The sequence below is a fragment of the Billgrantia lactosivorans genome (assembly GCF_003254665.1).
GTDB classification, from domain to species: Bacteria; Pseudomonadota; Gammaproteobacteria; order Pseudomonadales; family Halomonadaceae; genus Halomonas; species Halomonas lactosivorans.
The window spans coordinates 392,100-417,646 of the sequence record NZ_QHGY01000003.1 but is presented as its reverse complement, the minus strand read 5'-3'; the positions used below and the strand labels follow the sequence as shown (position 1 = coordinate 417,646).

Genomic DNA, 25,547 nt, shown 5'->3' with positions numbered 1-25,547 from the left:
ATCGCCGAAACGGCACGTCAACAAAGAGAGGTACAAGATGTTTCCCAAGACAAAGCTCGCTCTGACAATTGCCACCTTAGCCGTAAGCTTTACCGCTGCCTCAGTATCCGCCGAAACACTTCGCTATGCTCATGTCGGTTCGGAAGGCGATTCGCAGACCCGCTATGCCTCAGAAGCAGCAGCAGCCATTGAGGAAGCGACCGAGGGCGAGGTCACGTTCAAGCTATTCCCATCAAGCCAGCTGGGGGGGGTGGCTGAGATGGTCGATGGCGTATCACTTGGATCAATTTCACTGGCACATCACGAATTCGCCTCACTCGCCGAAATTGTCCCTGACATAGCAGTTTTCAATGCGCCTTTCATTTATCGTGATGCGGAACATGCATTGAAAGCCACGGACCCTCAGTCACCCGTCATCAGCGAGATGAATGAGCAGCTCATTGAAGAGGGTGATATGCGCATCATTGGACGCATGTACCGCGGTGCTCGGCATATTACCGCTGATTTCCCCGTTAACTCACCCGACGACTTGGAAGGCAAGCCCTTCCGCGCCGTACCGCTCGATATCTGGATTTCCATGGTCAAGGGATTCGGCGCCGATCCGACGCCCGTTGAAGTTTCGGAACTACCGACTTCACTCATGACCGGGCTCGTGGTTGGTCAGGAAAACCCCCTCACCATGCTCATGTCCAACAGCCTTTATGAAGTTCAGTCCCATGTTTCGATGACCGGACACATGCACTCCCTACTAGCCGTGTTCATCAACGAGGATACATGGCAGTCCTTGGACGAAGACCATCAGGAAACCATTACACGAATACTTGAGGAGAAAGCCCAGGAGTCCCTTCAGTGGGCACAAGAGCGTGAGGCTGACCTCGTCGACGAGCTGAAAGAAAAGGGCATGACTTTCATCACCGAGGAGGATGGCCTCGAGCTGGACGCCTTCCGCGAGCAGGTGCTTGCGCAAATCAACGAAGATTACCCCAATTTTGAGCCCTATATCGAGCAAATTTCGGAAATTGAGTAATAATTTGGCGGCAAGGGGCAGTTTCCCTTGCCGCCGCTACCTACTGTATAGGGTCGCAAGCATGAGAACCGGAAAAAGACTATTGGAAATTTTCTGCCTTGCCCTGCTGGCAGGGATGATATTGGTACCTATCATGCAGGTTATCACTCGCTCCGTGTTTGGTTTCTCTATCCCTGGAGCGGGAGAGCTGACGCGCTTCTTTCTTATCTGCCTCGTTTTTTCTTCTTATCCGCTAGCCATATCGAGTGGTGAAAACATCGAGATGGCTGAACTACGCGAAACATTGCCCATCAAACTGAAGAGACCGCTCTACAAAATCATCGCACTACTATCCATTATCGCCTGCCTGTTCATCGCTTATGCTGCGTTTTTCACAGTTCTGGCAAATCTCAACAAGACTACACCGGTCTTGAAGATCCCATACTGGGTGTTCTTCAGCACTACATTCCTAGGATTCACTGGGGCCGCCTTCATGCATTTCCGTCAGGGATTAAGTTCTCCTCGCCCTAAACACAGCATCAGTATATAGGATAAAATAATGGGCTTCATGATACTGGCTCTTTTTTTAGCTTTCTTTTTGCTCGGATTCCCTGTCGTTTATGCCATCCTCATTCCTTCCGTGGTCTATGTTCTCATCGAGGGTTTACCGGTAGGGCTTCTTGGTCAGCGCATCACATATTCTCTCGATAGTTTTCCACTGGTTGCCGTACCGATCTTCATCTTTGTCGGCAACTTGATGAACCAGTCCGGCATCACGGACAGAATTTTCCACTTTGCCAACACACTGGTTGGCCGTGCTCCAGGGGGGCTGGCTCAAGTCAATATCTTCTCGAGCCTTATATTCTCGGGCATGTCAGGCGCCTCTCTTGCGGATGTGGGTGGGCTTGGCAAGATAGAAATCGAGGCCATGAAGAAGCGCGGATATGGAGCGCCCTTCTCGGCGGCGGTCACGGCGTCATCGGCCGTTGTAGGTCCGATATTTCCACCCAGCATTCCATTGATCATCTATGGTTCTGTCACGAGCGTCTCCATCGTGCAGCTGCTCCTCGCCGGGATTGTTCCGGCCCTGATCTGCACGGCACTGCTCATGATCACGGCGGCTATTCTGGCGATCAAGCACGACATGCCGCGTGCACTGACCCTGCCGACCGCGAGGGAGCTGTATCAGTCGTTCCTGCCCGCTTTGCCAGCGCTGATGGCCCCCGGTTTGATGATTACGGGCATGTTGTTGGGCTTGTTTACCCCAACGGAGGCCGCAGCTGTCACTGCTGCCTATGTGCTATTGGTCAGCTCATTGTTCTACAGGGAACTGACCTGGTCGCATTTGATAACCTCGATGATGGCGACGCTGAAGACAACGAGCGCGATCCTGATCATCGTGGCCGCAGCCTCGATGTTTGGCTGGATATTGTCCGTTGAGCAGATTCCCCAGCAGTTTGCTGCATTCATACTGCAGATTTCCCAAGACCCTCTCATGCTGCTGCTCATCGCTAACCTGATCTTCTTTATCGCCGGCATCTTTCTGGACTCGACCACCGCGACCCTGTTGATCGTGCCTATCGTCGCGCCCCCCATGGTGCTTGCAGGTGTCGACCCGGTGCACCTGGGGATCGTCGCCATCTTCAACCTGATGATCGGGTTACTGACCCCACCCATGGGCCTGTCGTTGTTCCTCGTGTCATCGATTGCCCAGGTGTCGCTGCGTCAGTTGCTGAAAGCGCTGATACCTTTCTACATCCCCCTACTGATTACGCTGGCCATCATTACCTTCTCAACTGATCTCGTACTGTGGCTGCCGGGCTTTTTGCGCTAAGCCTCAGAGCCCAGCACAATGACTGCACTGGCAGGAAGGAGTAGTACAATGACAAGCAAACCTACTATCGGTTTCATTGGACTCGGCAAGATGGGCGCCGGCTTCACGTCGCGCCTCGTCGAAAAGGGCTATTCGGTCATCGGCTATGATATCGACGAGGCCTGTTGCCAGGCCGCCAGGGACAATGGCGTAGAGATAGCCGATTCCCCTGCAAAGGTCGCCGAGCGTGCCGAGATCATCCAGCTGTGCGTGATCTCCACGACTGCCGTGGAAGCGGTGATCCTCGGTGAAGGTGGCATCGCCGAGGTGACCCAGGGTCAGGGCAAGATCGTGGTCGACCACTCCACGACAGAGCTCGAGACCACCAAGCGTCTGGCGCAGACTCTGCGGGAGCGTAGCGGCATGCAATTCATCGACGCCCCGGTATCCGGTGGCCCCGGCGCTGCCGCCGAGGGACGCCTGGCCATCATGGCCGGTGGCGACCAGGCAGCCATCGAGGCCATCCAGCCCCTGATGGCCACCCTTGGGCAATTCACCCGAATGGGCGACGTCGGCGCCGGGCAAGCCACCAAGCTGATCAACCAGGCGCTGGTGCTCTCCAACTACTGCGTGATCGCCGAAGCCTGCAACCTCGGTAACCGATTCGGCATTGATGTCAGCAAGATCCCCGATGCCCTTTCCTCAGGCTATGCCGGCAGCAACCTGCTCAATGATCTTCTCCCCCGCATGGTGGAAAACGACTTCGAGCCACGTGGCTACGCTCGGCAGATACTCAAGGACTTGCATATGTTGCAGGACGCCGCCAATGCCTTGAATGTTTCCATGCCCATGGCAGGTACCGCCAACTCCCTCTACAGCATGCTGGTTTCCCAGGGCAAGGGAGAGCTGGATGGCGCCGCCATCGTATCGCTCCTGGAAGGTGTCACGCCGGAGCGCTCGTCATGACGTCTCTCCCCATCATCGATGCGCACCAGCACTTCTGGGACCTGGAACGCAACTACCTCCCGTGGCTCTGTGACGAACCGATGATTCCGTTTCGCTACGGCGATTACAGCGCCATCCGGCGTACCTACTTGCCCGAGGACTATCGGCGCGATACAAGGGATTATAGAGTGGTCGGGTCAGTCTTCATCGAGACCGAGTGGGACCCCGCCACGCCAGTGGAGGAAACCCGCTGGGTCCATGAACTGGCCGAGCGGGAGGGGCTGCCCAGCGTGATGGTGGCCCAGGCACGCCTCGACCAACCGGATGTAGAAGATGTTCTGGCGGCGCACTGCGCCTACCCACGGGTGAGAGGAATTCGTCATAAGCCCCGCGCCGCGCCATCACCCAACGAGGTGGAGACCGGCGCTCCGGGATCCATGGGTGACCCGACCTGGCGACGCGGTTTCGCCCGGCTTGCCGCCCATGGCCTCTCTTTCGACCTGCAGAGCCCATGGTGGCACTTCCATGAGGCGGCAGACCTCGCCGCGAGCCACCCCGACACCCAGATCATCATCAATCACACCGGGCTTCCCGCGGATCGTAGCGAGGCGGGGTTGCAAGGATGGCGCAAGGCCATGAGGACGGTGGCCGGACAATCCAATGTGGCAGTGAAAATTTCCGGTATCGGCGTTCCCGATTCCCCCTGGACGGTGGAACTAAACCGACGCGTGGTGCTCGAGACGATAGACTGTTTCGGCGTGGAACGCTGCATGTTTGCCAGCAACTTCCCGGTCGATAGCTTGGTCGCCTCCTTCTCTACCATCTTCGATGGTTTCATGACCATCACAGAGTCGTTCAGCGAAGCAGAAAGGCTCAAGCTATTTCACGACAATGCCCGACACTTCTACCGCATCGATCTCCCGCAGCCGGCTGAGCCCATGGTATAAGGGGAACGACGTGCAGGGCTCCCCACTTGTCGCTGCAGACCTGCCGATCGCGTTGCGACCGGCAGGTCTGGGCATTATTCCGCCATTTCTTCCAGAGCCGACATTTCTACCTTGTTTCGCAGGTGGCGACGGAGAATCCCCCCGAGGGTAGCGCCGTCGCGAGCCCGCAGCGCCTCGATCATGGATTCGTGCTCACTAACTGCCTGGGACCAGTAGTCATTGCTCAGCTCAGCGGTGAAACGCACTCGTCGCACACGATGGTTAAGATTCTTGTATACGTCTATGAGCACCTCGTTCTGAGATGCCATAACGATAGCCTCATGGATCTGCTGATTTACCAACAGGTACTCCGACATATTGCCACTCTTGTAGTGTGACAGCATCTGATAATGGAGCGCCTCGATGTTGGTCAATTCCGCCCCGGTGATTCGCTGCCCAGCCAGTTCGCCAGCCAGCGCCTCGAGGCTTTGCATGACCTCAAAAGTATTCTTGAGTGTTTCCTTGGTGAGTTTGGCTACCCGTGCACCACGATTTGGCAAGAGCTCGACAAAGCCTTCATGAGCTAGGACCTTGAGAGCCTCTCTCAAGGGAGTCCGGGACACTCCGAACTGCTCACACAATGTTTTCTCTGGCACGCGACTGCCAGGAGCCAATGTCCCTTGAGCAATCATATTGCGAATCCGCTCGGCGACCTCACCATGCAAGGTGTTCTGCCTGATTTTATCCATGAGGAGTCATCCGATGTCACGCGAGGCACGATTCAACCAGCAATTGCTGGCGATCGGACAGCGCAATAAAAGCATTTCCTGGAATTATGAATTCAAAAATAATCTTGGTCAACAGACCTCTACGACTCCCACTCCCCCAGACGCATCGCCGAACGCTCCAGGCGCTGCTCCTCGGCCTCGATCTCGCGCAGCTGGGCGCCGATGCCGGCGAGGTGGTCCAGCGCCGCGCGCCGGGCCGCCTGCGGCTTGCCCTCCATCACCGCGCGATAGAGCCGGGCATGCTGGCGGTTGATCATGCGGCGCGGCGCCTCGCGGTGATAGAGATTCTTCACCGAGGCGAACACCGAACTCAGCAGCAGATCGGTGAGCGACTGCAGCGTATGCACCAGCACCGGATTGTGCGAGGCCTGGCAGATCGCCAGGTGGAAGGCATGATCCAGGTGCGCCAGCTGTTCGACGTCGATGGCCACGCCGTCCTCGACGTACCCGGCCATCGCCTCGTAGCGGCGCTGGATCGCCACCCGGTCAGCCGGCGTGGCACGCTCGGCGGCGAGCCTGGCCGATTCCCCCTCGAGCAGCGAGCGCACCTCCAGCAGGTCGAACAGGGTCCGCGGGTGATCGCGGAACAGGTGCATCAGGGGGCTGTCGTCACGCCCCGCGACCAGCGCCGCCACCGCCGAGCCGCGCCCCTGCCGGGTGACGATGATGCCCTTGCTGCGCAGTATCCGCAGCCCCTCGCGCAGCGAAGAGCGCGACACGCCGAGGCGCTCGCACAGGCGCCGCTCGGAAGGCAGCAGCTGGCCCGGGCGGAACACGCCGTCGAGGATCAGCCGCTCGAGACGGGCCGCCACCGCATCCGGCGTGCGCGTCGGTGACAGCGATTCACTATGCTCAAGCATGGGCTCCTCCGTGGCGCGATGCAGCGGCTTGCGGCTGCCGCCCGATTGCGCCATGGTGTAACATGAAAATCATTTCCAAGATAGCCGGAAACAACTGGTCATACCAGTAGACCGCAGGCTGGACAGAACGACCGCCTGGGCGCAAATTGGGGCCCTGCACAAGGATAACCCTGTCGCCAAGACTGGCAATGAGGCGCTTGATGAACATCCTCTACGACGAACGACTCGACGGCCCGGTCCCGACGCTGGACAGGGCGGCCATCCGTGACACTCTCGCCCAGGCCATCCCGGGCCTGACCCTGCTCGACCGCGAGGAGGACATGCGTCCCTTCGAGTGCGACGGGCTCTCCGTCTATCGCACCCTGCCGCTGCTGGTGGCGCTGCCCGACTCCCTCGACCAGGTCCAGCGCCTGCTGGTGGAGTGCCACCGCCTCGGCGTGCCGGTGGTCACCCGCGGCGCCGGCACCGGCCTCTCCGCCGGCGCGCTGCCCCTCGGGCACGGCGTGCTGCTGGTGATGTCGCGCTTCGCGCGCATCCTCGAGATCGACCCCGAGGCGCGCATCGCCCGGGTCGAACCCGGCGTGCGCAACCTGGCCATCTCCGAGGCGGCCTCGCCCTACGGGCTCTACTACGCGCCGGATCCCTCGTCGCAGATCGCCTGCTCGATCGGCGGCAACGTGGCCGAGAACGCCGGCGGCGTGCACTGCCTCAAGTACGGTCTCACCGTGCACAACGTGGTCAAGGTCGAAGTGCTGACCATCGAAGGCGAGCGCATGACGCTGGGCAGCGAGGCGCTGGACCCCCCCGGCTTCGACCTGCTGGCACTGTTCAACGGCTCCGAGGGCATGCTCGGCGTGGTCACCGAGATCACCGTCAAGCTGCTGCCAAAGCCCGAGGTCGCCAAGGTGCTGATGGCCAGCTTCGACGACGTGGAGAAGGCCGGCAATGCGGTGGGCGCGATCATCGAGGCCGGCATCATCCCGGGGGGGCTGGAGATGATGGACAAGCTCGCCATCATCGCCGCCGAGGACTTCATCGGTGCCGGCTATCCGGTGGAGGCCGAGGCGATCCTGTTGTGCGAGCTCGACGGCGTCGAGGCCGACGTCGACGACGACTGCGAGACCGTGCGCCGGGTGCTGGAGAAGGCCGGCGCCACCGGCATCCGCCAGGCCCGCGACGACGCCGAGCGTGCCCGGTTCTGGGCCGGGCGCAAGAACGCCTTCCCCGCCGTGGGGCGCATGTCGCCCGACTACTACTGCATGGACGGCACCATTCCGCGGCGCGAGCTGGCCCGCGTCCTCAAGGGCATCACCGAGCTCTCCGAGCGTTACGGCCTGCGCGTGGCCAACGTCTTCCACGCCGGCGACGGCAACATGCACCCGCTGATCCTGTTCGATGCCAACCGCGAGGGAGAACTGGCCGTGGCCGAGGCGCTGGGTGGCGAGATCCTCGAGCTGTGCGTGCGGGTCGGCGGCACCATCACCGGCGAGCACGGCGTCGGCCGCGAGAAGATCAACCAGATGTGTGCCCAGTTCCGCCCCGACGAGCTGGCCACCTTCCGCGCCGCCAAGGCCGCCTTCGACCCGCGCGACCTGCTCAACCCGGGCAAGAACATCCCCACCCCGGCGCGCTGCTCGGAGTTCCGCACCATCAAGAGCGCGGCCAACGCCGACGCCACGCAGGGCTGACTGGAGTGACCATGGCAAACGCGACCCCTCTCCCTGACCATGACGCCAGCGCGGACCTGGCCGAGCGCATCCGCCAGGCCGGCGCCGATGCCGCGCCGCTGCGCATCGTCGGCGGCGACACGCGCTACTTCTACGGCCGCGAGGTCGAAGGCAGCGAGCTGTCGACCCGTGAGCACTGCGGCATCCCCTTCTACGATCCGGTCGAGCTGGTGGTCTCGGTACGCGCCGGCACGCCGCTGGCCGCGCTCGAGACGGCGCTGGCCGAGCACGGCCAGATGCTGCCCTTCGAGCCACCGCGCTACGGCGCGGCGAGCACCGTGGGCGGCATGGTCGCCACCGGCCTCTCCGGCCCGCGCCGCCCCTGGGCCGGCAGCGTGCGCGACTTCGTGCTCGGCACCCGGGTGATCAACCACGAGGGCATCGAGCAGCGCTTCGGCGGCGAGGTGATGAAGAACGTCGCCGGCTACGACCTGTCGCGCCTGATGGTCGGCGCTCAGGGCGGCCTGGGGCTGATCACCGAGGTCTCGTTCAAGGTGCTGCCGATCCCCGGAGCCACCCACAGCGTGCACCTCGAACTGCCCCTCGACGAGGCACGCCGGCGCCTGGCCGAGTGGGGCCGCGAGCCGCTGCCGATCAGCGCCGCCGCCTGGCTCGACGGCGCCCTGCACCTGCGCCTGGAGGGCGGCCCCAGCTCGGTGGCCGCCACCCGCGCGCGCATCGGCGGCGACGACCTCGACAACGGCTTCTGGGCCGCCCTGCGCGACCAGCGCCTGCCCTTCTTCCGCGCCGGCCAGGCGCCGCTGTGGCGGCTCTCGCTGCCCCACCGCGCACCACCACTCGCGCTGCCCGGCATCGACGAGCGGCTGATGGTCCACGACTGGGCCGGCGCCCAGCGCTGGCTGCGTGCCGAGCTCGACGCCGACAGCGTGCGCCAGGCCTGCCGCGACGCCGGCGGCCACGCCACCTGCTATGGCCCGCGCCCGGCCGACGTGGACCCCTTCACGCCGCTGCCCGAGGTGGTGCTGAAGTACCACCGCAACCTCAAGGCGCAGCTCGACCCCCAGGGGATCTTCAACCCCGGCCGGCTCTATGCGGCGCTCTGAGACGCACAGGATCACGAAACATGCAGACGCACTTTACCGAGGAAGCCCTCAAGCAGCCGCATATCCAGGAGGCCGACCGCGTCCTGCGCACTTGCGTGCACTGCGGCTTCTGCAACGCCACCTGCCCCACCTACCAGTTGCTGGGCGACGAGCGCGACGGGCCGCGCGGGCGCATCTACCTGATGAAGCAGATGCTCGAGAACCCCGACGACAGCGACAATGTCACCGAGCAGACCCGGCTGCACCTGGACCGCTGCCTGACCTGCCGCAACTGCGAGACCACCTGCCCCTCCGGCGTCGAGTATCACAAGCTGCTCGACATCGGCCGCGCCGAGATCGAGCGCCGGGTGCCCCGCAGCACCGCCGACCGCGCCCAGCGTTATGCCCTGCGCAAGGCACTGGTGGAACCCAGGCGCTTCCAGGCGCTGCTCAAGCTGGGCCAGACCTTCCGCCCGCTGGTGCCCGGCAAGCTCAAGGACAAGCTGCCCCCCAGGCCGGTGGATGCCGGCACGCGCCCCGACCACAAGCGCCATGAGCGGCAGATGCTGATCCTCGAGGGCTGCGTGCAGCCGGGGCTTTCGCCCAACACCAACGCCGCCACGGCGCGGGTGCTCGATCGCCTGGGCATCGGCCTCACACCGGTGAGCGAGGCCGGCTGCTGCGGCGCCATCGACTTCCACCTCAATGCCCAGGACGACGGCCGCGCCCGCGCGCGGGCCAACATCGACGCCTGGTGGCCGCACATCGAGGCCGGGGCGGAAGCCATCGTCCAGACCGCCAGCGGCTGCGGCGCCTTCGTCAAGGAGTATCGCGACATCCTCGCCGACGACCCCGCCTACGCCGACAAGGCCAGGCGCGTGAGCGAGCTGGCCAGGGACCTGGTCGAGGTGCTGCGCGACGAGGACCTGACCAACCTCGAGGTCAACCAGGGCCGCCGGCTGGCGTTCCACTGCCCCTGCACCCTGCAGCACGCCCAGAAGCTCGGCGGCGCGGTGGAGGGCGTGCTGGTCAGGCTCGGCTTCACCCTGACGCCGGTGGCCGATGCCCACCTCTGCTGCGGCTCGGCGGGCACCTACTCGATCACCCAGCCGGAGCTCGCCACCCAGCTGCGCGACAACAAGCTCAACGCCCTCGAGGCCGGCAACCCGGAAACCATCGTGACCGCCAACATCGGCTGCCAGACCCACCTCAACGGCGCGGGGCGCACGCCGGTCAGGCATTGGATTGAAATTGTCGATGACGCATTGCCACCGCCCGTAAACAACTAGCTTCGGCGGGCAGCGCATAAGAGAGCATTCAGCACCGCATCCGATGAGCGCCGGGGACAAGCCAAAGCGAGGGTCTTTTCCATGGATGGCAAAAGTAGCGCCCAGGGACGGGTTCACAGCGCCCTCGCGTGGCTTTGTCGCCGGGAAGCTCATCACCGGCAACATTGCGACTCAAGGAGAGCCCCATGAAGACCAAACCCGTACTCACCCTGACCGACGTCAACGCCATCCTCGACTCGGCCCAGAAAGAAGCCGAAGCCAACGGCTGGAAGGTGACCATCGCGGTGGCCGACGACGGTGGCCACCTGCTCGGCCTGCGCCGCCTCGATGGGGCCCCGGCCATGACCCCCGACATCGCCACCCAGAAGGCGCGCAGCTCGGCGCTCGGCGCCCGCGAGACCCAGGCCTTCGAGGAGATGATCAACGGCGGGCGCAACGCCTTTCTCTCCGCACCGCTCTCGGGCCTGCTCTCCGGCGGCGTGCCGGTGATGGTCGAGGGAGAGATGGCCGGCACCGTGGGCGTCTCCGGCGTCAAGCCCGACCAGGACGTGCAGATCGCCAAGGCCGGCATCGCCGCCATCGGCTGATCTCTTCTCGTTGAACCACAAGCGCCCCGTGGCTCGCCAGCGGGGCGTTTGTCGTTTTGCGGCGCCGCGGGGCTGGAGCGGGCGCGGTCAGCGGTACCCGGCGCGCTTGCGGCGCAGCTCGCCGTTGAGCGCCTTGACGATCGAGTAGCACATCAGCAGCATCACCACGGAGAATGGAATCGCCGTTGCCGTCACCCCGGCCTGCAATGCCGCCAGGCCGCCCCCCAGAAGCAGCACGATGGCGATCAGCCCCTCCACCGTGGCCCAGAACATGCGCTGCGGCCGGGGCGCATCGATCTTGCCCCCCGCGGTGATGGTGTCGATCACCAGCGAGCCGGAATCCGACGAGGTGACGAAGAAGATCAAGGCCAGCACGATGCCGAGGGTCGACATCAGCGCGGTCAGCGGCAGCTCATTGAGCATGCCGAACAGCGACAGCTCGGGGCGGTAGCTGTCGATCACGTACTCCTTGACCAGGCTGATCTCCGGCGCGGCATAGAGCTGATCGAGAGCGACGCTGCCGAACACCCCCATCCAGATGAAGATGAACAGGCTGGGGATCAGCAGCACGCAGATGACGAACTCACGCACCGTGCGCCCTCGCGACACCCGGGCGATGAACATGCCCACGAACGGCGCCCAGCTCACCCACCAGGCCCAGTAGAAGATCGTCCAGTCCTGACGATAGGCGTCATCCTCGCGCCCGAAGGGAGCCGACAGCGGCACGAACTCCGTCACGTAGGTCGCAAGCCCCGTCCAGAAGCCGCTCAGGGCCACCAGCGTCGGCCCGGCCAGCAGCACGAAGAAGAAGAACAGCACCGCCATGATCATGTTGATCTCGGAGAGCTTCTTCACACCGCCCTCCAGCCCCCGCCATACCGACACCAGGGCCACCGCCGTGACCAGCACGATGATGATCACCTGGGCCGTGGCGCCGACCTCGAGGCCAAAGACGAAATTCATCCCCGCATTGGCCTGCTGCGCCCCCAGCCCCAGCGAGGTGGCCAGCCCGAACAGGGTGGAGAACACCGCCAGGATGTCGATCACATGCCCCCACCAGCCCCACACGCGCTCACCCAGGATCGGGAAGAAGGCCGAACGGATGGAGAACGGCAAGCCCTTGTTGTAGGTGAATATCGCCAGGGCCAGCGCCATCACCACGTAGACCGCCCAGCCGTGAATGCCCCAGTGCAGGTAGGTGCCGGCCAGGCCCAGGGCTGTCGCCTCAGGGATGGCCGCCGGGTCGAGCTCGCCGTCGGCGCCGAATGGGGAAGGGATACCCAGCGGCAGGGAGACGTTGGCGTGATAGACCGGCTCCAGCACGCCGAAGAACAGCAGGCCAATCCCGATACCGGCGGAAAACAGCATCGCGAACCAGGAGAGATAGCCGTAATCCGGACGGGCATCGGGCCCGCCCAGGCGCACCGAGCCGTAGGGCAGCAGGACGAGCGCGATACAGAACAGGATGAAGAAATCCACCAGCAGCATGAAGTACCAGTCGAGGGTGCCGGTGGCGAAACCGACGATGGCCTGGAAGATGGCACCCGCTCTTTCCGGGAACAGCAGGGTCAGGATGATGAAAACGACGGAGGCGAGCGCCGAGACGGCGAAGACCCGATTGTGTATGTCGAAGCCGATAGGCCCCAGCCGCCCCTCGATGTTGTCCTGGCCCACGGTGTAATCCGTGTGCATGTCGCTCGCCACGGAGGACGACGCCGTATCGTTCGGGGTCTTCATGAGGCCTTTCCTCTTCATAAGTTCAAGACTTCGCTGTTTTTCCGCCCAGCCTAAAGGCACCGACCGTGCCTGCCAACAGGCATCCGGACGACCCATGCCGTGGTGACCCCGGCGTTTCGGTGTGAAGCGCCACGGCCATCTATACTGACAGCGCCAGCCATGGCACTGCGCGCCAGCCACTTTTCCCGGCGCCCGGCAATGGCGAAGCCCGACAGAACAATCATCCAGGCCGTCCCGGAAGACCTTGACCGGGTGTGCCTCACGGGAGGAACCCCACCATGATCAGGAAACTCTTTGTCGCACTGGTGTTGATGGCCTTCATGTCACCGGCCTGGGCCGCCCAGTGCCCCATGCTCATGTCCGAGGTCGACGAGGCGCTGGCAGACGACGCCAAGGTCTCCCAGCTCAGTGAGGAGGACCTCGAGCGGGTGCGCGAGCTGCGCGAGCAGGGCGAGCAGTACCACAACGACGGCGACCACGCCCAGTCCGAGGAGGCGCTGAACGAGGCCAAGGAGATTCTCGGCCTGTGACGCCCCTGCCGGGCGCAGCCAGGCTGCGCCCGGCCCCTTTTCCCCGCTCAGGCGCCCTGCGCCGCGCACTCCAGCACCCACGCCTGGAAGACGCGCTTGGCTTCACCCGCGGCATCGGGCCGTGCATCGACCAAGCCATAGCCCCGCCGTGAACAGAGCCTCAGGTCGTGCAGGCCGACCAGCATGTCGCTCTCCAGCAGGTCATCGACCAGCCCGCGCCAGCCCATCGCGACTCCCTGCCCGGCGATGGCCGCCTGGATCAGCAGAGTGTAGTTGTTGAACGTCAACTCGGACGACTCGAGATAGGCGATGCCGCCCAGCTGCTCGAAGTAGCTCGGCCAGTCCAGCCAGCGCTGGCCCTGATCGGCGGTCAGCGTCAACAGCGGCGCTCGGCTGAGCGCCCCGAGATTCGCGATCGGCCCATGCTGGCGCAGGAAACCCGGGTTGCAGACCGGAAAGACCTCTTCTCGAATCAACAGGGGAACGCCCCCAGCGAGAGTTCTCTCGTCACAGAACACGATCGCCACATCGACCTCCTGGGAACGCCAGTCGAGCACCCCTTGGTTGGTCACGATGCGCACGTCGATGTGCGGATGGCGTTCGCGGAAGCGCGGCAGCCGCGGCATCAGCCAGTACGCCGCGAACGAGAAGTCGGTGAGGATGTTCACGTGCGGGTGACGCTGCTTGTGCTGGAGGCGCTCGATGGTGCGATCGATGGTGGCGAAGCCCTCCTGCACGCTGAGGAACAGCGCATGCCCCGCCTCGGTCAGCTTCACCCCGCGATAGATGCGCTCGAACAGCACGAGGCCGAGCTGCTCCTCGAGCGCGCGCACCTGCTGGCTAACGGCCGACTGGGTCGAGCGCAGCTCGCGCGCCGCGGCGGTGAAACTCAGGTGCCGGGCCGCCGCCTCGAACACGCGCAGGCCGTTGGGCGAGGCCGCCCGGGCAATCCACGACATTAGTTCTTCTAATGCCTCCCATAAAAATTCAGCGAGTTTACAGGCCTTGAGATTAGCAGGGAGACTATCGGCACGGCCAGCGAAGACTGGCACCGAGCGCCCGCCCACCGCTCCCCATGACCGACGAGAGAGGCCCCATGACGCACAAGCAGCCCAATATCCTGTTCCTGATGGCCGACCAGATGGCCGCCTCGGCACTGCCCTTCCACGGCCACCCGCTGGTGAAGACGCCGAACCTGTCGCGCCTGGCCGCCGAGGGCGTGGTGTTCGACTCGGCCTACTGCAACAGCCCGCTGTGCGCGCCGTCTCGCTTCACCCTGATGGCCGGCCAGCTGCCGTCGCGCATCGGCGCCTACGACAACGCCGCCGACTTTGCCGCCGACATTCCTACCTACGCGCACTACCTGCGTGATGCGGGTTACCTCACCGCGCTATCGGGCAAGATGCACTTCTGCGGCCCCGACCAGCTACACGGCTTCGAGGAGCGCCTGACCACCGATATCTATCCGGCCGACTTCGGCTGGTTCGTCGACTGGGAGAATGTCGACGCGCGGCCGAGCTATTACCACAACATGTCCTCGGTCACCCAGGCAGGCCCCTGCGTGCGCTCCAACCAGCTCGACTTCGACGACGAGGTCACCTTCCGCGCCAGGCGCTTTCTCTACGACTACGTTCGCAACGGCGAGCAGCGCCCCTTCTGCCTGACCGTGTCGCTGACCCACCCCCATGACCCCTACACCATCCCGCAGGAGTACTGGGATCGCTACGACCACGACGCCATCGACCTGCCTCGCGTGCCCTACGCGCGCGAGCTGATGGACCCGCACTCCAGGCGCCTGCGCCACGTCTACCAGCTCGACGAGGAGACCCTCAGCGACGCGCAGATCCGCAACGCGCGGCATGCCTACTATGGGGCGATCAGCTACGTCGACGACCAGATCGGCGCCGTGCTGAAGACCCTCGAGGAGACCGGCCTGGCCGACGACACCATCATCGTCTTCTCCGGCGACCACGGCGACATGCTCGGCGAGCGCGGGCTCTGGTACAAGATGAGCTGGTTCGAGGACTCGGCGCGGGTGCCGATGATCGTCCACGCCCCGGGCCGCTTCGCCCCGGGGCGGGTGCGCGAGTCGGTGTCGACCATGGACCTGTTGCCGACCTTCGCCGAACTCGCCAACGACGGTATCGCGCCGGAATACGCCGCGCCCCCGGACGGCCGCAGCCTGCTGCCGCACCTGACCGGCAGCGGCGGCCACGACGAAGTGATCGGCGAATACCTCGGCGAGGGGGCCATCGCGCCGCTGCTGATGATCCGCCGTGGGCGCTACAAGTTCGTCCACAGCGCGCCGGACCCGGACCAGCTGTTCGACCTCGAGGCCGACCCGCTGGAGCTCGACAACCTGGCGCAGCGACCCGCCTTTCTGGACCTGTGCAAGCAATTCCGCGACGAGGTCGCCAGCCGCTGGGACTATGCGCGGCTGCACGACGAGGTGATCGCCAGCCAGCGGCGCCGCAAGCTGGTCTCGCGCGCGCTCATGCAGGGCAGGGTCACGCCCTGGGATCACCAGCCGCTCTTCGACGCCAGTTCCCAGTACATGCGCAACACCATTGACCTGGACGATCTCGAGCGGCGCGCGCGCTTCCCCGCGGCCTCGGTCGAATAGCCGGGCGGCGCTGAACGCTGCGAAGCAAAGAGGACGTGCCTGGCCCCGGCCGGGCACCCCGAGCCGGCAAAGCCTGCCGGGCCGGACGACGACCAGGTGCCCAGTCATGCGGGCACCATGAAAAGCCAATGACCATAACAATACGAGAGGCGCTCCCCATGACGAACCCTAACCCCGATGCCGAGTCGAGCAATCGACTCAACCCGGCCGTCTTCCACGGCTCGGTAGCCGGCATCCTGCTCTTCCTGATCTATGCCATCGCCTTCACCGAACACGCCACGGCGTTCTTCAATGCCGGGCTGGACTGGATCGGCAACAACTTCGGCTGGTACTACATGCTGGCGGTCGTCGCCTACCTGGTCTTCGTGGTGATGATCGGCTTTTCGCGCTTCGGCAAGATCCGCCTGGGCCCCGATCACTCGCGCCCCGAGTTCTCGCTGCTGTCGTGGTCGGCGATGCTGTTCGCCGCCGGTCTGGGCGGTGCGATCCTGTTCTTCGTGGTCTCCGAACCGCTGACCCACTACCTCAACCCGCCGCTCGGCGAAGGCGGCACCGCCGACGCCCAGCGCCGCGCCATCGTGCAGACCTTCATGCACTGGGGCATCTCGGGCTGGGGGCTCTACGTGCTGATGGGCATGGCGCTGGCCTACTTCAGCTACCGGCATCGGCTGCCGCTGGCGATCCGCTCGACCCTCTATCCCCTGCTGGGCAAGCGCATCTACGGCCCCATCGGCAACGCCGTGGACATCGCCGCCGTGCTGGCCACCGTGTTCGGCATCGCCACCGCACTGGGGATCGGCGTGATGCAGATGAACTACGGGCTGACCTACCTGTTCGGCATACCGGAGGGACTCCCCGCCCAGATCATGCTGATCCTGCTGGTGGTGACCCTGGCCACCCTGTCGGTGGTGAGCGGCGTCAAGCGCGGCATCCGTCGGCTATCCGAGCTCAACCTGCTGCTGGTCGCCGGCCTCGTGCTGTTCGTGCTGCTCCAGGGCGATACCCTCAGGCTGCTCAACATGCTGGTCATGAACACCGGCGACTACCTGGTCGCGCTCACCGGCAAGAGCTTCGACACCTATGCCTACGCGCCCGAGGCGCAGGGCTGGTTCAGCGGCTGGACGGTGTTCTTCTGGGGCTGGTGGATCGCCTGGGCGCCCTTTGTCGGCCTGTTCTTGGCGCGCATCTCCCGCGGCCGCACCATCCGCGAATTCGTCGCCGGCGCCCTGTTCATCCCGCTGATCTTCGTCATGGTGATGATGTCCGTGTTCGGCAACAGCGGCATCGACATGGTCGACCAGGGCCTGGTGGTGCTCGGCGAACAGGCCGTGGACCGCCCGCCGGCCACCATCTACACCTTCCTCGAACAGCTGCCGCTGGTCGGCGTCACCGCCACCCTGGTGCTGGTGCTGAGCATCGTCTTCTTCGTCACCTCGGCCGATTCGGGCGCGCTGGTGCTGTCCAACTTCACCTACGTGCTGCGCGACGTGAACCACGATGCCCCCGCCCGGCTGCGGATCTTCTGGTCGGCGATCATCGGCCTGATCACGCTCGCCCTGCTGATGGCCGGCGGGCTGCGCACCCTGCAGAGCGCGGTGGTGATTACCGCCCTGCCGTTCTCGGCGATCATCTTCCTGACCATGTTCGGCATGTACCGCTCGCTGAAGGTCGAGACCGGCAAGGCCGATGCCCGCCATCAGGTGGTGGCCAGCACCTCCGCCGGCAGCGACTGGCGCGAGCGCCTCGACCGCACCCTCGACGCCACGACCCAGAACGGCGCCGAGGCCACGCTGCGCCACGCCATCCGCCCGGCGCTGGTCGAACTGGCCGAGGAACTCGCGCAGCGCGGCCAGCAGGCCAGCGTCAGCGAGCAGCAGGTCGACGGCACCCCGCTGCTGTGCCCCACCCTGCAGGTCGACTTCGACGGCGCCCCCAGCTTCATCTACGCGATACGCCCGCAGCGCATGCGGCCACCGAGCTTCCTGCCCGCCGACGACGACTACTATTTGCGTCTCGACGTCCACCTCGCCGAAGGCGGCCTGGGCCAGGACCTCAACGGCTACACGCGCGTGCAGGTCGTGCACGACGTGCTCAACGAGTACCAGCGCCACCTGCGCTTCCTGTCCCACGCCAGCGAACAGGGCTACCTCGCCACCATTCCCAACCTCCCCTCGGAGGGAGAGAGCGAGCCACAGCCGCAACCGGCGCCCTGATCGGTCCGCGGGCGCCAGTGCCTGACCCGACGAGCCCCACCGCGGTGGGGCTCTTCTCATGGCAAGGTCCCGCCGCTTGGCAAGGACCCACCGGATACATCAAACTGAAAGACCAAACAGTCGGCGCGCGCAGCGCCGAAGGAGTCGAGCATGGCAGGGGGCTGGTCGCGAGACGGAGCGGTACAAGAGCAGATCGACAGCACCGTCGAGGATGCGTTACAGCGAGCGCGCAGTGAGCTGCCCCGGGGTGAGAGCCTGATGCACTGCGAGGAGTGCGGTGAGCCGATCCCCCAGGCGCGTCGCGAGGCCATGCCCGGCGTACGCCTGTGCATCGCCTGTCAGAGCGAGCGCGACAGGCAGCGTACGGTCTACAGCGGCTACAACCGACGCGGCAGCAAGGACAGCCAGCTGCGCTGAGCATCGTCCCGTAGCATTTATTAGTCTCCTCATCATTTTCAGCGCCACCATGGCTCGCTATCATGGGGCCTTTGCTCGCCCGCTATCGGCGGGCGTCTTCATGCACACGAGACTGCCATGCCGCTGCTCTACTTCCTGCCGCCCCTGGGCGCCGTGCTGATCTGGTCGGGCAACATGACCATCAACCAGCTCACCGTGGGAACGATCGCCCCCAGCAGCATCGCCTTCCTGCGCTGGGTGCTGGCGCTGGCCGTGCTCACACCCTTCCTGCTGCCGGCCGCCTGGCGCCATCGGCATGCGATTCGCCGCGAGTGGGTCAAGCTCGCCACCCTCGGCCTGCTCGGCATGGGCCTGTGGCAGGGGCTCGCCTACGTGGCCGCCGAAACCACCTCGGCCACCAACATGGGCATTCTCGCCGCCATGGTGCCGCTGCTCACGGTGCTGCTCAGCGCCCTGATCCTGCGTGAGGCGCCGAGCCTCGGCGGCACCCTGGGCGGGCTGATCGCCCTGGGCGGCGTGCTGGTGCTGCTCGGGCGCGGCGACCCGCTCTCGCTGCTCGAACTGCAGGTGGCCCTCGGCGACCTGCTGATGGTCATTGCCGCCACCTGCTACGCCCTCTACGGCGTGATGCTCAAGCGCTGGCCGCTTGGCCTGCCGCCCTGGGTGGTGCTCTACGCCCAGGTGGTGTTCGCCGTGCTGTTCCTGTTGCCGCCGTACCTGATGGGCCCGATGACACCGGTGGATGGCCAGAACGCATGGCTGATCCTCTACGCCGGCATTCCCGCCTCGATCGTGACGACCTTCCTGTGGATGCGCGCCATCCGCCAGATCGGCGCCAGCCAGGCCAGCATCTTCATCAATCTGATGCCGCTGTTCAGCGCACTGATCGCCATGGCCTTTCTCGGCGAGCGCATCGCCCCGTTCCACCTCCTCGGCGGCGCCCTGGTACTCGCCGGGGTGATCATGGCCCAGACCCTGACCCAGCCCCTGGGACGCAAGAGCCCCAATCTCTCATGACACTGGACACCACCCAGCTCAACCGCGAGAGGGTCTTCTTCGATACCGGCCAGACGCTCTGGCTGTTCGGATATGGCTCGCTGATCTGGAAGGCGGAATTCCCCTTTCACGAGCGGCGTCCCGCCCATATCGAGGGCTGGACACGACGCTTCTGGCAGGGGTCTCACGATCACCGCGGCACGCCGGAGGCACCGGGTCGCGTCGCCACCCTGGTCGAATCCTCCGGCGCTTGCTGCCAGGGCATGGCCTACCGCATCGATGCCGATACCCTGGCGCCACTCGACGTGCGCGAGAAGAATGGCTACCTGCGCGAACGCGTCACGTTGCATTTTCAAGATGGCAGCCATGCCGAAGGCTTGATCTATCTGGCGTCAGCCGACAACGCCGCCTACCTCGGTCACGCCCCGCTCGACCAGATGGCACGGCAGATCGCCACTGCCGAAGGCCCCAGCGGCACCAACCGCGACTATCTTCTCAACCTGGCCGCCGCTCTCGAGGACCTGGGGGCCGAGGATTCCCACGTCTTCGAGTTGGCCGAGCGAGTGACACGGTTGCCCTGACTGTTGATACGTCCTCTCGTTGCCACGCCATGCGCTGAACGCTAGAACAGGTACATGCGCAGGGGCATCCACAGCCCCATGCCGATCATGATCAGGTTCTCGGTCAGCGAGACGAAGCCCAGCGGCACCTGGCTGTCGCCGCCCACGCAGGCGCACTTGAGCTCGCGCTTGTCGATATAGACCGCCTTGAACACCGAGACGGCGCCCACCGTGCCGATGAACAGTGCGACGGGCGCGGCCAGCCACACCAGGGCACCGGCCAGCATCAGGATGCCCGCCAGCGTCTCGGCGTAGGGATAGACGTAGCCGTAGCGTACCTGGCGCTGGGCCAGCAGATCGTAGTTGAGGAACATGGTGCTGAAGCTCTCCACGTCCTTGAGCTTCTGCAGCCCCAGCAGGGTCATGGCGATGGCCACGAAGTACTCAGGCATGCGCGCGCTCAGCAGCGAGCCGGTCGCCGTCCAGCTCACGGCGAACCCCATCAGCAGCGCCGTGGCGAACAGCGCGATCACCGGCTGGTAGGTGGTCTCGTCCTCGCCCGGCGAGTCCTTGCCGAAGTACTCGCGCAGCTCGTCGTAGCCGCCGATGCGCCGGCCGTCGATGAAGGCCTGGGGCGTCGTATCGACATCGTGCTCGCGCTTGAACGCCTCCGTCTCCTCCCGCGTGGTCAGGTGGTGATCCTCGACCTCGTAGCCCTGGCGCTCCAGCAGGTCCTTGCTCTTGAGACCGAAGGGGCACAGGTGCTCCTCCATGACCATGCGGTAGAGCCGGGCATGATTGCTCTGCCCTGCCGTCTGTCCTTGAGCCATGAGATCTCTCCTTGGGTCATGCATTCACTCCAAGGGTAGTCAAATCGAGTGGGGCAGCGAACGTCAGCTTGAGCGAACTTCAGCGAATCCCCGCCCTCAGGAACGACTGCACGAACTGGCGCTGGAACAGCAGGAAGGCGACCAGCAGCGGGGCGATGCTGAGCAGCGTGGCGGCGCTGACGGTGGCCCAAGGAGAGATTCGCTGTGTCAAGCCTCTGGATATATGCCTAATCCCCTGGCATTCGCTAAAGGGTCACACGACGCCCAACCATCACGAGGTCATGCTCGACATCTCCCATACGGGCGACCTTGGGCATGAAGCCCCAGCGTTCGAACTGGAACTTCTCGAACAACCTGATACTGGGCGTATTGGAAGCGAAGATAGTGGTTGCCAGCACCTCGATACCCATGGCAGGCGCATATTCAATAGCCTGCCCCAGGATATAGCTCCCCAGCCCCTTCCCCTGATAGTCCGGATGGAGGTACAGGCCCATGTCGGACGTAATGAAGTACCCGGGCCGATCGTTCATGAAGTAGGAGTAGTTCAGGTACCCGATCACCCCTTTCTCCGGCGCCGCGGAATCCTCTGCCACCCAGATCGGCCGGCGGCTGCCGCTATGGCTTTGAAACCACGCCTCACGGGACTCAACCGTCAGAGGCTTCACATCACAGGTACTCTGCCGCGTCTCGATGGCGTGGTTGTAGATCTCGACGATTCGGGGCAGGTCATCAATGGTTGCTTCGCGATGGGTAAAGCTCATGTTGTAGGTCTCACTTATCCTTAGCGAGGTAAGAGTTCAGGTCTTGCGACAGATTGGCGGCAAAGACCGCTTTCACGGGGCCCGTCAGGTGAACGCCAGTTGCCCTATCGATCTGCACGCTGACAGTCCCGCCCGGCATGTGCACCGCCACCTCAGCATCGACAAGGCCCAGCTGGTGACATGCAATGGCCGCCGCGCAGCTGGAGCTGCCAGAAGCAAGGGTGTAGCCTGCGCCACGCTCCCAGATTTCGATTTCGAGTGTCTGGCGATCAACGACACGCGTGATCTGGACATTGACCCTTTCCGGGAAAAGATCGGATTCACAGAGCGTCGGCCCCACCGTACGCGCCGTGTTCTCCGTAACAGGCAGATCCAGCACGACACAGTGCGGGTTGCCCAAGTTGACGCAGGAGGCGGTCAGCGAGTGCTGCCCCACCTGCATCTTCACTCCCAGAACAACGGGAACATCCAGCAGGACCGGAATCTCACTCGACCTCAGGGTATAGTGCCCCATCGCCACCTGGATCAAGTCGTCCTGGCCGCCCAGATAGGCCACATCCACCACCGTATCCGACATCATTAGATGGACTTGAGCAGCCTCTGCCGTCACATAGCCCGCATCGCGCAGGTACCGAGCAAAGATCCTCAGCCCGTTTCCACTCTTCTCGCACTCTGTGCCATCTGGATTGAAGATGCGCAGCCCGTACTGCCCATTATCAAGAAAGGGGCCGTACAAGATGCCGTCGCTCCCAAGACCGTGGTGGCGGTCGCAGATACGCCGGATGGCCGCCGGGTCCAGGATAAGGTCGCAAGAAGCAGGGTCGAGAACCAGGTAGTCATTTCCCAGGGCATCGTATTTGATAAATTCCAACGGCAGCTCCTTCAACGAATGTCGACGCCGAGGAACTCATCGAGCCCCAGCATCAGATTCAGGTTTTGCACTGCCGCACCGGAAGCGCCCTTGCCGAGGTTATCCAGCTTGGCCACCAACAGGCCCCGGGAACCATCCTCGGATCCGAAGAGATGGATATGTACCTCGTTGCTACCATCCAAGCCATGTGGCGTTAGGAACGGCGCCGTATCCGGATCGACCTTGTTAAAGTCCTGGAGCTTCACGAAGTCTTCCGCGCGATAAGACGTTTCGAGAGTGCCCTGCAGGCGATCGAGCTGTCTGCCGCTTACCTCCTGCAGCGGGATGCTCACCAGCATTCCTTGGCGGTAGTCCCCTACACTCGGAATGAAGATGGGGGCATGGTGCAGGCCACTGAGCACCTGGATCTCCCGGACATGCTTGTGCTGAAAATTCAGGCCATAGGCCGCCACAGCGGGGTTCTGGGACTCCCCGCTCTCATAGCGCTCGATGAGCTTCTTGCCCCCCCCGGAATAGCCCGAGACGGCATTGATGGCGTAGATGTCATCTGCCGACAGAACCCCGGCAGACACCAAGGGTGCCAGCATCAGAATAGCCCCTGTGGCGTAGCACCCGGGATTGGCCACACACTGCGCACGAGCGATCGCGACGCGCTGCTGGTCGTTGAGCTCCGGTAATCCAAAGACCCACCCCTCGGCTGTCCGGTGAGCCGAGCTCGCGTCGAGCACGCGACAGCCTACCTCTTGCGCCAGCGCCGCCGCCTCTTTCGCTGCCGCATCCGGCAAGCAGAGCACGGCGACATCCACTTCCCGCATCAGACGACGCTTTTCGTTCGCATCGCGCTTGAGTTCCGGATCGATACTTACGACTTCGATCTGGGGGTGGCGAGCCAGACGCTCACGAACCTGAAGCCCCGTAGTCCCTGACTCACCATCGATAAATACACTCTTCATATTGGTCACCTTATCCTCAGCGCCAGCGCGGCGTTACAACAGGCCGGCACTGAGACGCAACAGCCTGAAAGTGAAAAATCGACCTCTGTCAGCTAGGCTATCTGGCCTGCCGACTCAAGGAGAACCGACTTGATCCTAGAAAGACCTTCCTCGAGTTCGGCCGTGGGGCGCACGAAGGTCAAGCGCATGCCATGCTTCTCGCCGAACAGTTCAGCGGGCATCGTCAGTACCCCCGTGTTATGCAGCACCTTCCGACAGAACTCCAGAGAGGACTCTGGGACATGCAGCTTGACCCAGCAGAAAGGAGTGCCTTCCGGTTCGACAATCGAAACCTGGCCGCCACTTGAGGCTACCCAGCGCTGGAGAGTCACATACCCTTCCCTAAGGAGCTTCTTATAACCTTCCAATAGATCGGAACGTCGTGCAAGCAGCATGGATCCAAGATGCTCACAGAGTACCGAATTGGATATCGTAGTCAGATGCTTGTACTCCATTGCGTTAGCCACGACAGTTTTATCGCCACATAGCCAGCCGATGCGCAGCCCAGGCACCCCATAGACCTTGGAAAGCCCAGAGACCGATATCACCCTCGAGTCTTCATGCACCAGCGATTCCGAGAAATCGCAGAGATACTCTTCGTCCACTATCAGGTACAGGTCACATGACCTGGCCAGTTGGAGCAGCATGTCACGCTCAGCGGCCGTCAAAGCCTTCCCCGTTGGGTTGCATGGGGTATTGACCACGATGGCCCGGGTTGTGGGGCGAATTGCCGCCACAAGCTGGGCAAAATCAATCCGAAAGCCATCGCCATACGGCAGAGCGGTAACGGTACACCCACTGCGCTCAGGCACCAGCCAGGACTGCTGCCAGCCAGGCCGGAAGGTGATCAGATGATCGCCAGGCTTGAGCAGTGTCCGGTACAAGAGGTACAGGGCCTCCTGCCCTCCATGCGTAATGCAGATAGCGCGCGTGCTACAGCCATAGAGCTCAGCGACAAGCTCACGGAGCACAGTGATACCCTGATCGGCCCCGTAATCCAGCACGACCTGGCTTGTGTCCGGGAGATCTCCGACCCTCCAGCAGGGAGCATTGCTGTCTCCCAGATCAATGTCGTAGCGACCCTCAGCCTCCTGGAACACCCAGTCACGAATACTTATGGTTTCCACCGTTACCGCCCCTTCTGCTAATGGCTGGTCATGCACTGCCAACCGATGCCGCATACTTCGATGATTCAGTGGCCCCGGCCTCGCCAACATTAGCCTCAGTGAGATTTTCCTTGAAAGCGCCGGCGCGCAGATCGAATTCATAGGAGTATGGCGCCGGCTTTAACCCGGGCTCGATATTCAAGAGCTTCATAAGCGCCAGCATGGATCCAAACGATGTTGCCATCAGACAGGAGGCGCTGAGGGAGGCGACCGATTTGGCCTCGAAATCCAGGCTCGGAGACTCTGTGTAGGCCTTGAACAGGCTGGACGGCGTGAGGCCCTGGCCGAACCGCACCAGCTGCTCCGTCTCGGACTGAGACTCATCGATCCCGAAGAAGGACTCAAAAGTGATACCGTCGGGCTCGAAGACGTGCGCCGTCACCCCGAAGGCGACCGGACAGCAGATGATGACCGTGATCCCCTTGGCGCGTGCAGCCTTGTAGAGGAGCCGGCGCGGCGCCGCGACGAAAAAGTCCAGGGTATCGCATACCACGTCGACGCCCTCCAGGTACTCATCGACGTTTTCCTCTGTGAGGAAGTCGACCACCTGCACATCCATCGCGGGATTGATCGCTTTCAGCCGTTCAGAGAGCACTTGCGACTTCTTCAGGCCGATGGTGTCGACGGTGCAGCCGAACTGGCGATTCATGTTCTCGGGGCCGAAGGTGTCGGCATCCGCGATGTTGATGGCCCCTACCCCCATACGCACCAGACACTCAGCGTACGTGAAGCCGGTCCCCCCGCAGCCCGGAACGGCCACGCGCTTGCCCGCCAGGCCATCCAGCTCGGACTGCGACACAAGACCAATCATGCGGCTGAAGAGGATGTTGCGATCAAACTGGTTCATTGCTGTTCACCTGTCCTATT

Annotated in this window: 25 protein-coding genes and 1 pseudogene; 15 read left to right on the top strand and 11 right to left on the bottom strand. The window is 63.5% G+C overall.

What is annotated here, in order from left to right; genetic code table 11:
* Window positions 1-37 precede the first annotated feature (37 nt).
* The 5 genes from DIS04_RS10385 (at window position 38) to DIS04_RS10365 (ending at window position 4,711) form a co-directional block, all read left to right on the top strand.
* Window positions 38-1,027, top strand: coding sequence for a TRAP transporter substrate-binding protein (locus DIS04_RS10385; RefSeq protein WP_111413679.1), 990 nt, complete (start codon window positions 38-40; stop codon window positions 1,025-1,027).
* Between the two features lie 61 nt (window positions 1,028-1,088).
* The gene (locus DIS04_RS10380) at window positions 1,089-1,556 is read left to right on the top strand and encodes a TRAP transporter small permease (protein ID WP_111413730.1); all 468 of its coding nucleotides are present in this window, start codon (window positions 1,089-1,091) and stop codon (window positions 1,554-1,556) included.
* 9 nt (window positions 1,557-1,565) lie between these two features.
* Window positions 1,566-2,840: a TRAP transporter large permease gene (locus tag DIS04_RS10375; RefSeq protein ID WP_111413678.1), complete on the top strand. Its 1,275-nt coding sequence runs from the start codon at window positions 1,566-1,568 to the stop codon at window positions 2,838-2,840.
* Window positions 2,841-2,858: 18 nt separating this feature from the next.
* Complete coding sequence (locus DIS04_RS10370; RefSeq protein WP_340148169.1) at window positions 2,859-3,785, top strand: NAD(P)-dependent oxidoreductase; 927 nt, start codon at window positions 2,859-2,861, stop codon at window positions 3,783-3,785.
* A complete protein-coding gene (locus DIS04_RS10365; protein WP_111413676.1) occupies window positions 3,782-4,711 on the top strand; it encodes an amidohydrolase family protein in 930 nt (309 codons plus the stop codon). Before DIS04_RS10370 ends, DIS04_RS10365 begins: the two co-directional genes overlap by 4 nt.
* A 74-nt stretch (window positions 4,712-4,785) precedes the next feature.
* On the opposite strand, the gene DIS04_RS10360 is transcribed toward DIS04_RS10365, so the two are convergent.
* Entirely contained in the window at window positions 4,786-5,439 is a 654-nt protein-coding gene (locus DIS04_RS10360; protein ID WP_111413675.1) for a GntR family transcriptional regulator, read from the bottom strand.
* Window positions 5,440-5,558: 119 nt separating this feature from the next.
* The gene (gene glcC / locus DIS04_RS10355; RefSeq protein ID WP_111413729.1) at window positions 5,559-6,338 is read right to left on the bottom strand and encodes a transcriptional regulator GlcC; all 780 of its coding nucleotides are present in this window, start codon (window positions 6,336-6,338) and stop codon (window positions 5,559-5,561) included.
* Window positions 6,339-6,538: 200 nt separating this feature from the next.
* Here glcC and glcD point away from each other — a divergent pair, with 200 nt between their 5' ends.
* The 4 genes from glcD to DIS04_RS10335 all read left to right on the top strand — a co-directional run bounded on the left by glcD (window position 6,539) and on the right by DIS04_RS10335 (window position 10,984).
* Window positions 6,539-8,026 (top strand): glycolate oxidase subunit GlcD, encoded by a 1,488-nt coding sequence (gene glcD, locus DIS04_RS10350; protein WP_111413674.1) that lies wholly within the window; start codon window positions 6,539-6,541, stop codon window positions 8,024-8,026.
* Between the two features lie 11 nt (window positions 8,027-8,037).
* Window positions 8,038-9,129 carry a glycolate oxidase subunit GlcE gene (gene glcE, locus DIS04_RS10345; protein WP_111413673.1) on the top strand — a complete coding sequence of 364 codons (1,092 nt, stop codon included), beginning with the start codon at window positions 8,038-8,040 and terminating at the stop codon, window positions 9,127-9,129.
* A 20-nt stretch (window positions 9,130-9,149) separates the two neighbouring features.
* On the top strand, window positions 9,150-10,397 hold the full coding sequence (glcF, locus tag DIS04_RS10340; protein WP_111413672.1) for a glycolate oxidase subunit GlcF: 1,248 nt from the start codon (window positions 9,150-9,152) through the stop codon (window positions 10,395-10,397).
* 185 nt (window positions 10,398-10,582) lie between these two features.
* Window positions 10,583-10,984: a GlcG/HbpS family heme-binding protein gene (locus DIS04_RS10335; protein WP_111413671.1), complete on the top strand. Its 402-nt coding sequence runs from the start codon at window positions 10,583-10,585 to the stop codon at window positions 10,982-10,984.
* Window positions 10,985-11,071: 87 nt separating this feature from the next.
* Here the strand turns inward: DIS04_RS10335 and DIS04_RS10330 are convergent, their stop codons facing one another.
* On the bottom strand, window positions 11,072-12,721 hold the full coding sequence (locus DIS04_RS10330; protein ID WP_111413670.1) for a BCCT family transporter: 1,650 nt from the start codon (window positions 12,719-12,721) through the stop codon (window positions 11,072-11,074).
* A 278-nt stretch (window positions 12,722-12,999) separates the two neighbouring features.
* Between DIS04_RS10330 and DIS04_RS10325 the strand changes: the two genes are divergently transcribed.
* Window positions 13,000-13,251: a hypothetical protein gene (locus DIS04_RS10325; protein ID WP_111413669.1), complete on the top strand. Its 252-nt coding sequence runs from the start codon at window positions 13,000-13,002 to the stop codon at window positions 13,249-13,251.
* Between the two features lie 47 nt (window positions 13,252-13,298).
* On the opposite strand, the gene DIS04_RS10320 is transcribed toward DIS04_RS10325, so the two are convergent.
* Window positions 13,299-14,210, bottom strand: a complete 912-nt coding sequence (locus tag DIS04_RS10320) for a choline sulfate utilization transcriptional regulator (protein ID WP_111413668.1) — start codon at window positions 14,208-14,210, stop codon at window positions 13,299-13,301.
* Between the two features lie 137 nt (window positions 14,211-14,347).
* Here DIS04_RS10320 and betC point away from each other — a divergent pair, with 137 nt between their 5' ends.
* From betC to DIS04_RS10295, 5 genes are all read left to right on the top strand, one after another.
* Entirely contained in the window at window positions 14,348-15,874 is a 1,527-nt protein-coding gene (gene betC, locus DIS04_RS10315; protein ID WP_111413667.1) for a choline-sulfatase, read from the top strand.
* A gap of 158 nt (window positions 15,875-16,032) precedes the next feature.
* On the top strand, window positions 16,033-18,087 hold the full coding sequence (betT, locus tag DIS04_RS10310; protein WP_111413666.1) for a choline BCCT transporter BetT: 2,055 nt from the start codon (window positions 16,033-16,035) through the stop codon (window positions 18,085-18,087).
* A 150-nt stretch (window positions 18,088-18,237) separates the two neighbouring features.
* Window positions 18,238-18,504, top strand: a complete 267-nt coding sequence (locus tag DIS04_RS10305) for a DksA/TraR family C4-type zinc finger protein (protein WP_111413665.1) — start codon at window positions 18,238-18,240, stop codon at window positions 18,502-18,504.
* 117 nt (window positions 18,505-18,621) lie between these two features.
* Entirely contained in the window at window positions 18,622-19,521 is a 900-nt protein-coding gene (locus tag DIS04_RS10300; RefSeq protein ID WP_111413664.1) for a DMT family transporter, read from the top strand.
* Window positions 19,518-20,081, top strand: coding sequence for a gamma-glutamylcyclotransferase (locus tag DIS04_RS10295; RefSeq protein WP_111413663.1), 564 nt, complete (start codon window positions 19,518-19,520; stop codon window positions 20,079-20,081). Before DIS04_RS10300 ends, DIS04_RS10295 begins: the two co-directional genes overlap by 4 nt.
* A gap of 41 nt (window positions 20,082-20,122) precedes the next feature.
* On the opposite strand, the gene DIS04_RS10290 is transcribed toward DIS04_RS10295, so the two are convergent.
* The 7 genes and pseudogenes from DIS04_RS10290 to DIS04_RS10260 form a co-directional block, all read right to left on the bottom strand.
* Window positions 20,123-20,890: a glutaredoxin family protein gene (locus DIS04_RS10290; RefSeq protein WP_111413662.1), complete on the bottom strand. Its 768-nt coding sequence runs from the start codon at window positions 20,888-20,890 to the stop codon at window positions 20,123-20,125.
* 79 nt (window positions 20,891-20,969) lie between these two features.
* Window positions 20,970-21,080: pseudogene (locus DIS04_RS10285) on the bottom strand (carbohydrate ABC transporter permease); the annotation flags it as partial.
* A 55-nt stretch (window positions 21,081-21,135) separates the two neighbouring features.
* Window positions 21,136-21,651 carry a GNAT family N-acetyltransferase gene (locus DIS04_RS10280; RefSeq protein WP_111413661.1) on the bottom strand — a complete coding sequence of 172 codons (516 nt, stop codon included), beginning with the start codon at window positions 21,649-21,651 and terminating at the stop codon, window positions 21,136-21,138.
* Window positions 21,652-21,661: 10 nt separating this feature from the next.
* Window positions 21,662-22,522 carry a diaminopimelate epimerase gene (gene dapF, locus DIS04_RS10275; RefSeq protein WP_218938154.1) on the bottom strand — a complete coding sequence of 287 codons (861 nt, stop codon included), beginning with the start codon at window positions 22,520-22,522 and terminating at the stop codon, window positions 21,662-21,664.
* Between the two features lie 11 nt (window positions 22,523-22,533).
* A complete protein-coding gene (gene argC, locus DIS04_RS10270) occupies window positions 22,534-23,475 on the bottom strand; it encodes an N-acetyl-gamma-glutamyl-phosphate reductase (RefSeq protein WP_111413660.1) in 942 nt (313 codons plus the stop codon).
* A gap of 92 nt (window positions 23,476-23,567) precedes the next feature.
* Complete coding sequence (locus tag DIS04_RS10265) at window positions 23,568-24,695, bottom strand: pyridoxal phosphate-dependent aminotransferase (RefSeq protein ID WP_111413659.1); 1,128 nt, start codon at window positions 24,693-24,695, stop codon at window positions 23,568-23,570.
* On the bottom strand, window positions 24,670-25,527 hold the full coding sequence (locus tag DIS04_RS10260) for a ThiF family adenylyltransferase (RefSeq protein WP_179951248.1): 858 nt from the start codon (window positions 25,525-25,527) through the stop codon (window positions 24,670-24,672). Before DIS04_RS10260 ends, DIS04_RS10265 begins: the two co-directional genes overlap by 26 nt.
* Between the last annotated feature and the right edge of the window lie 20 nt (window positions 25,528-25,547).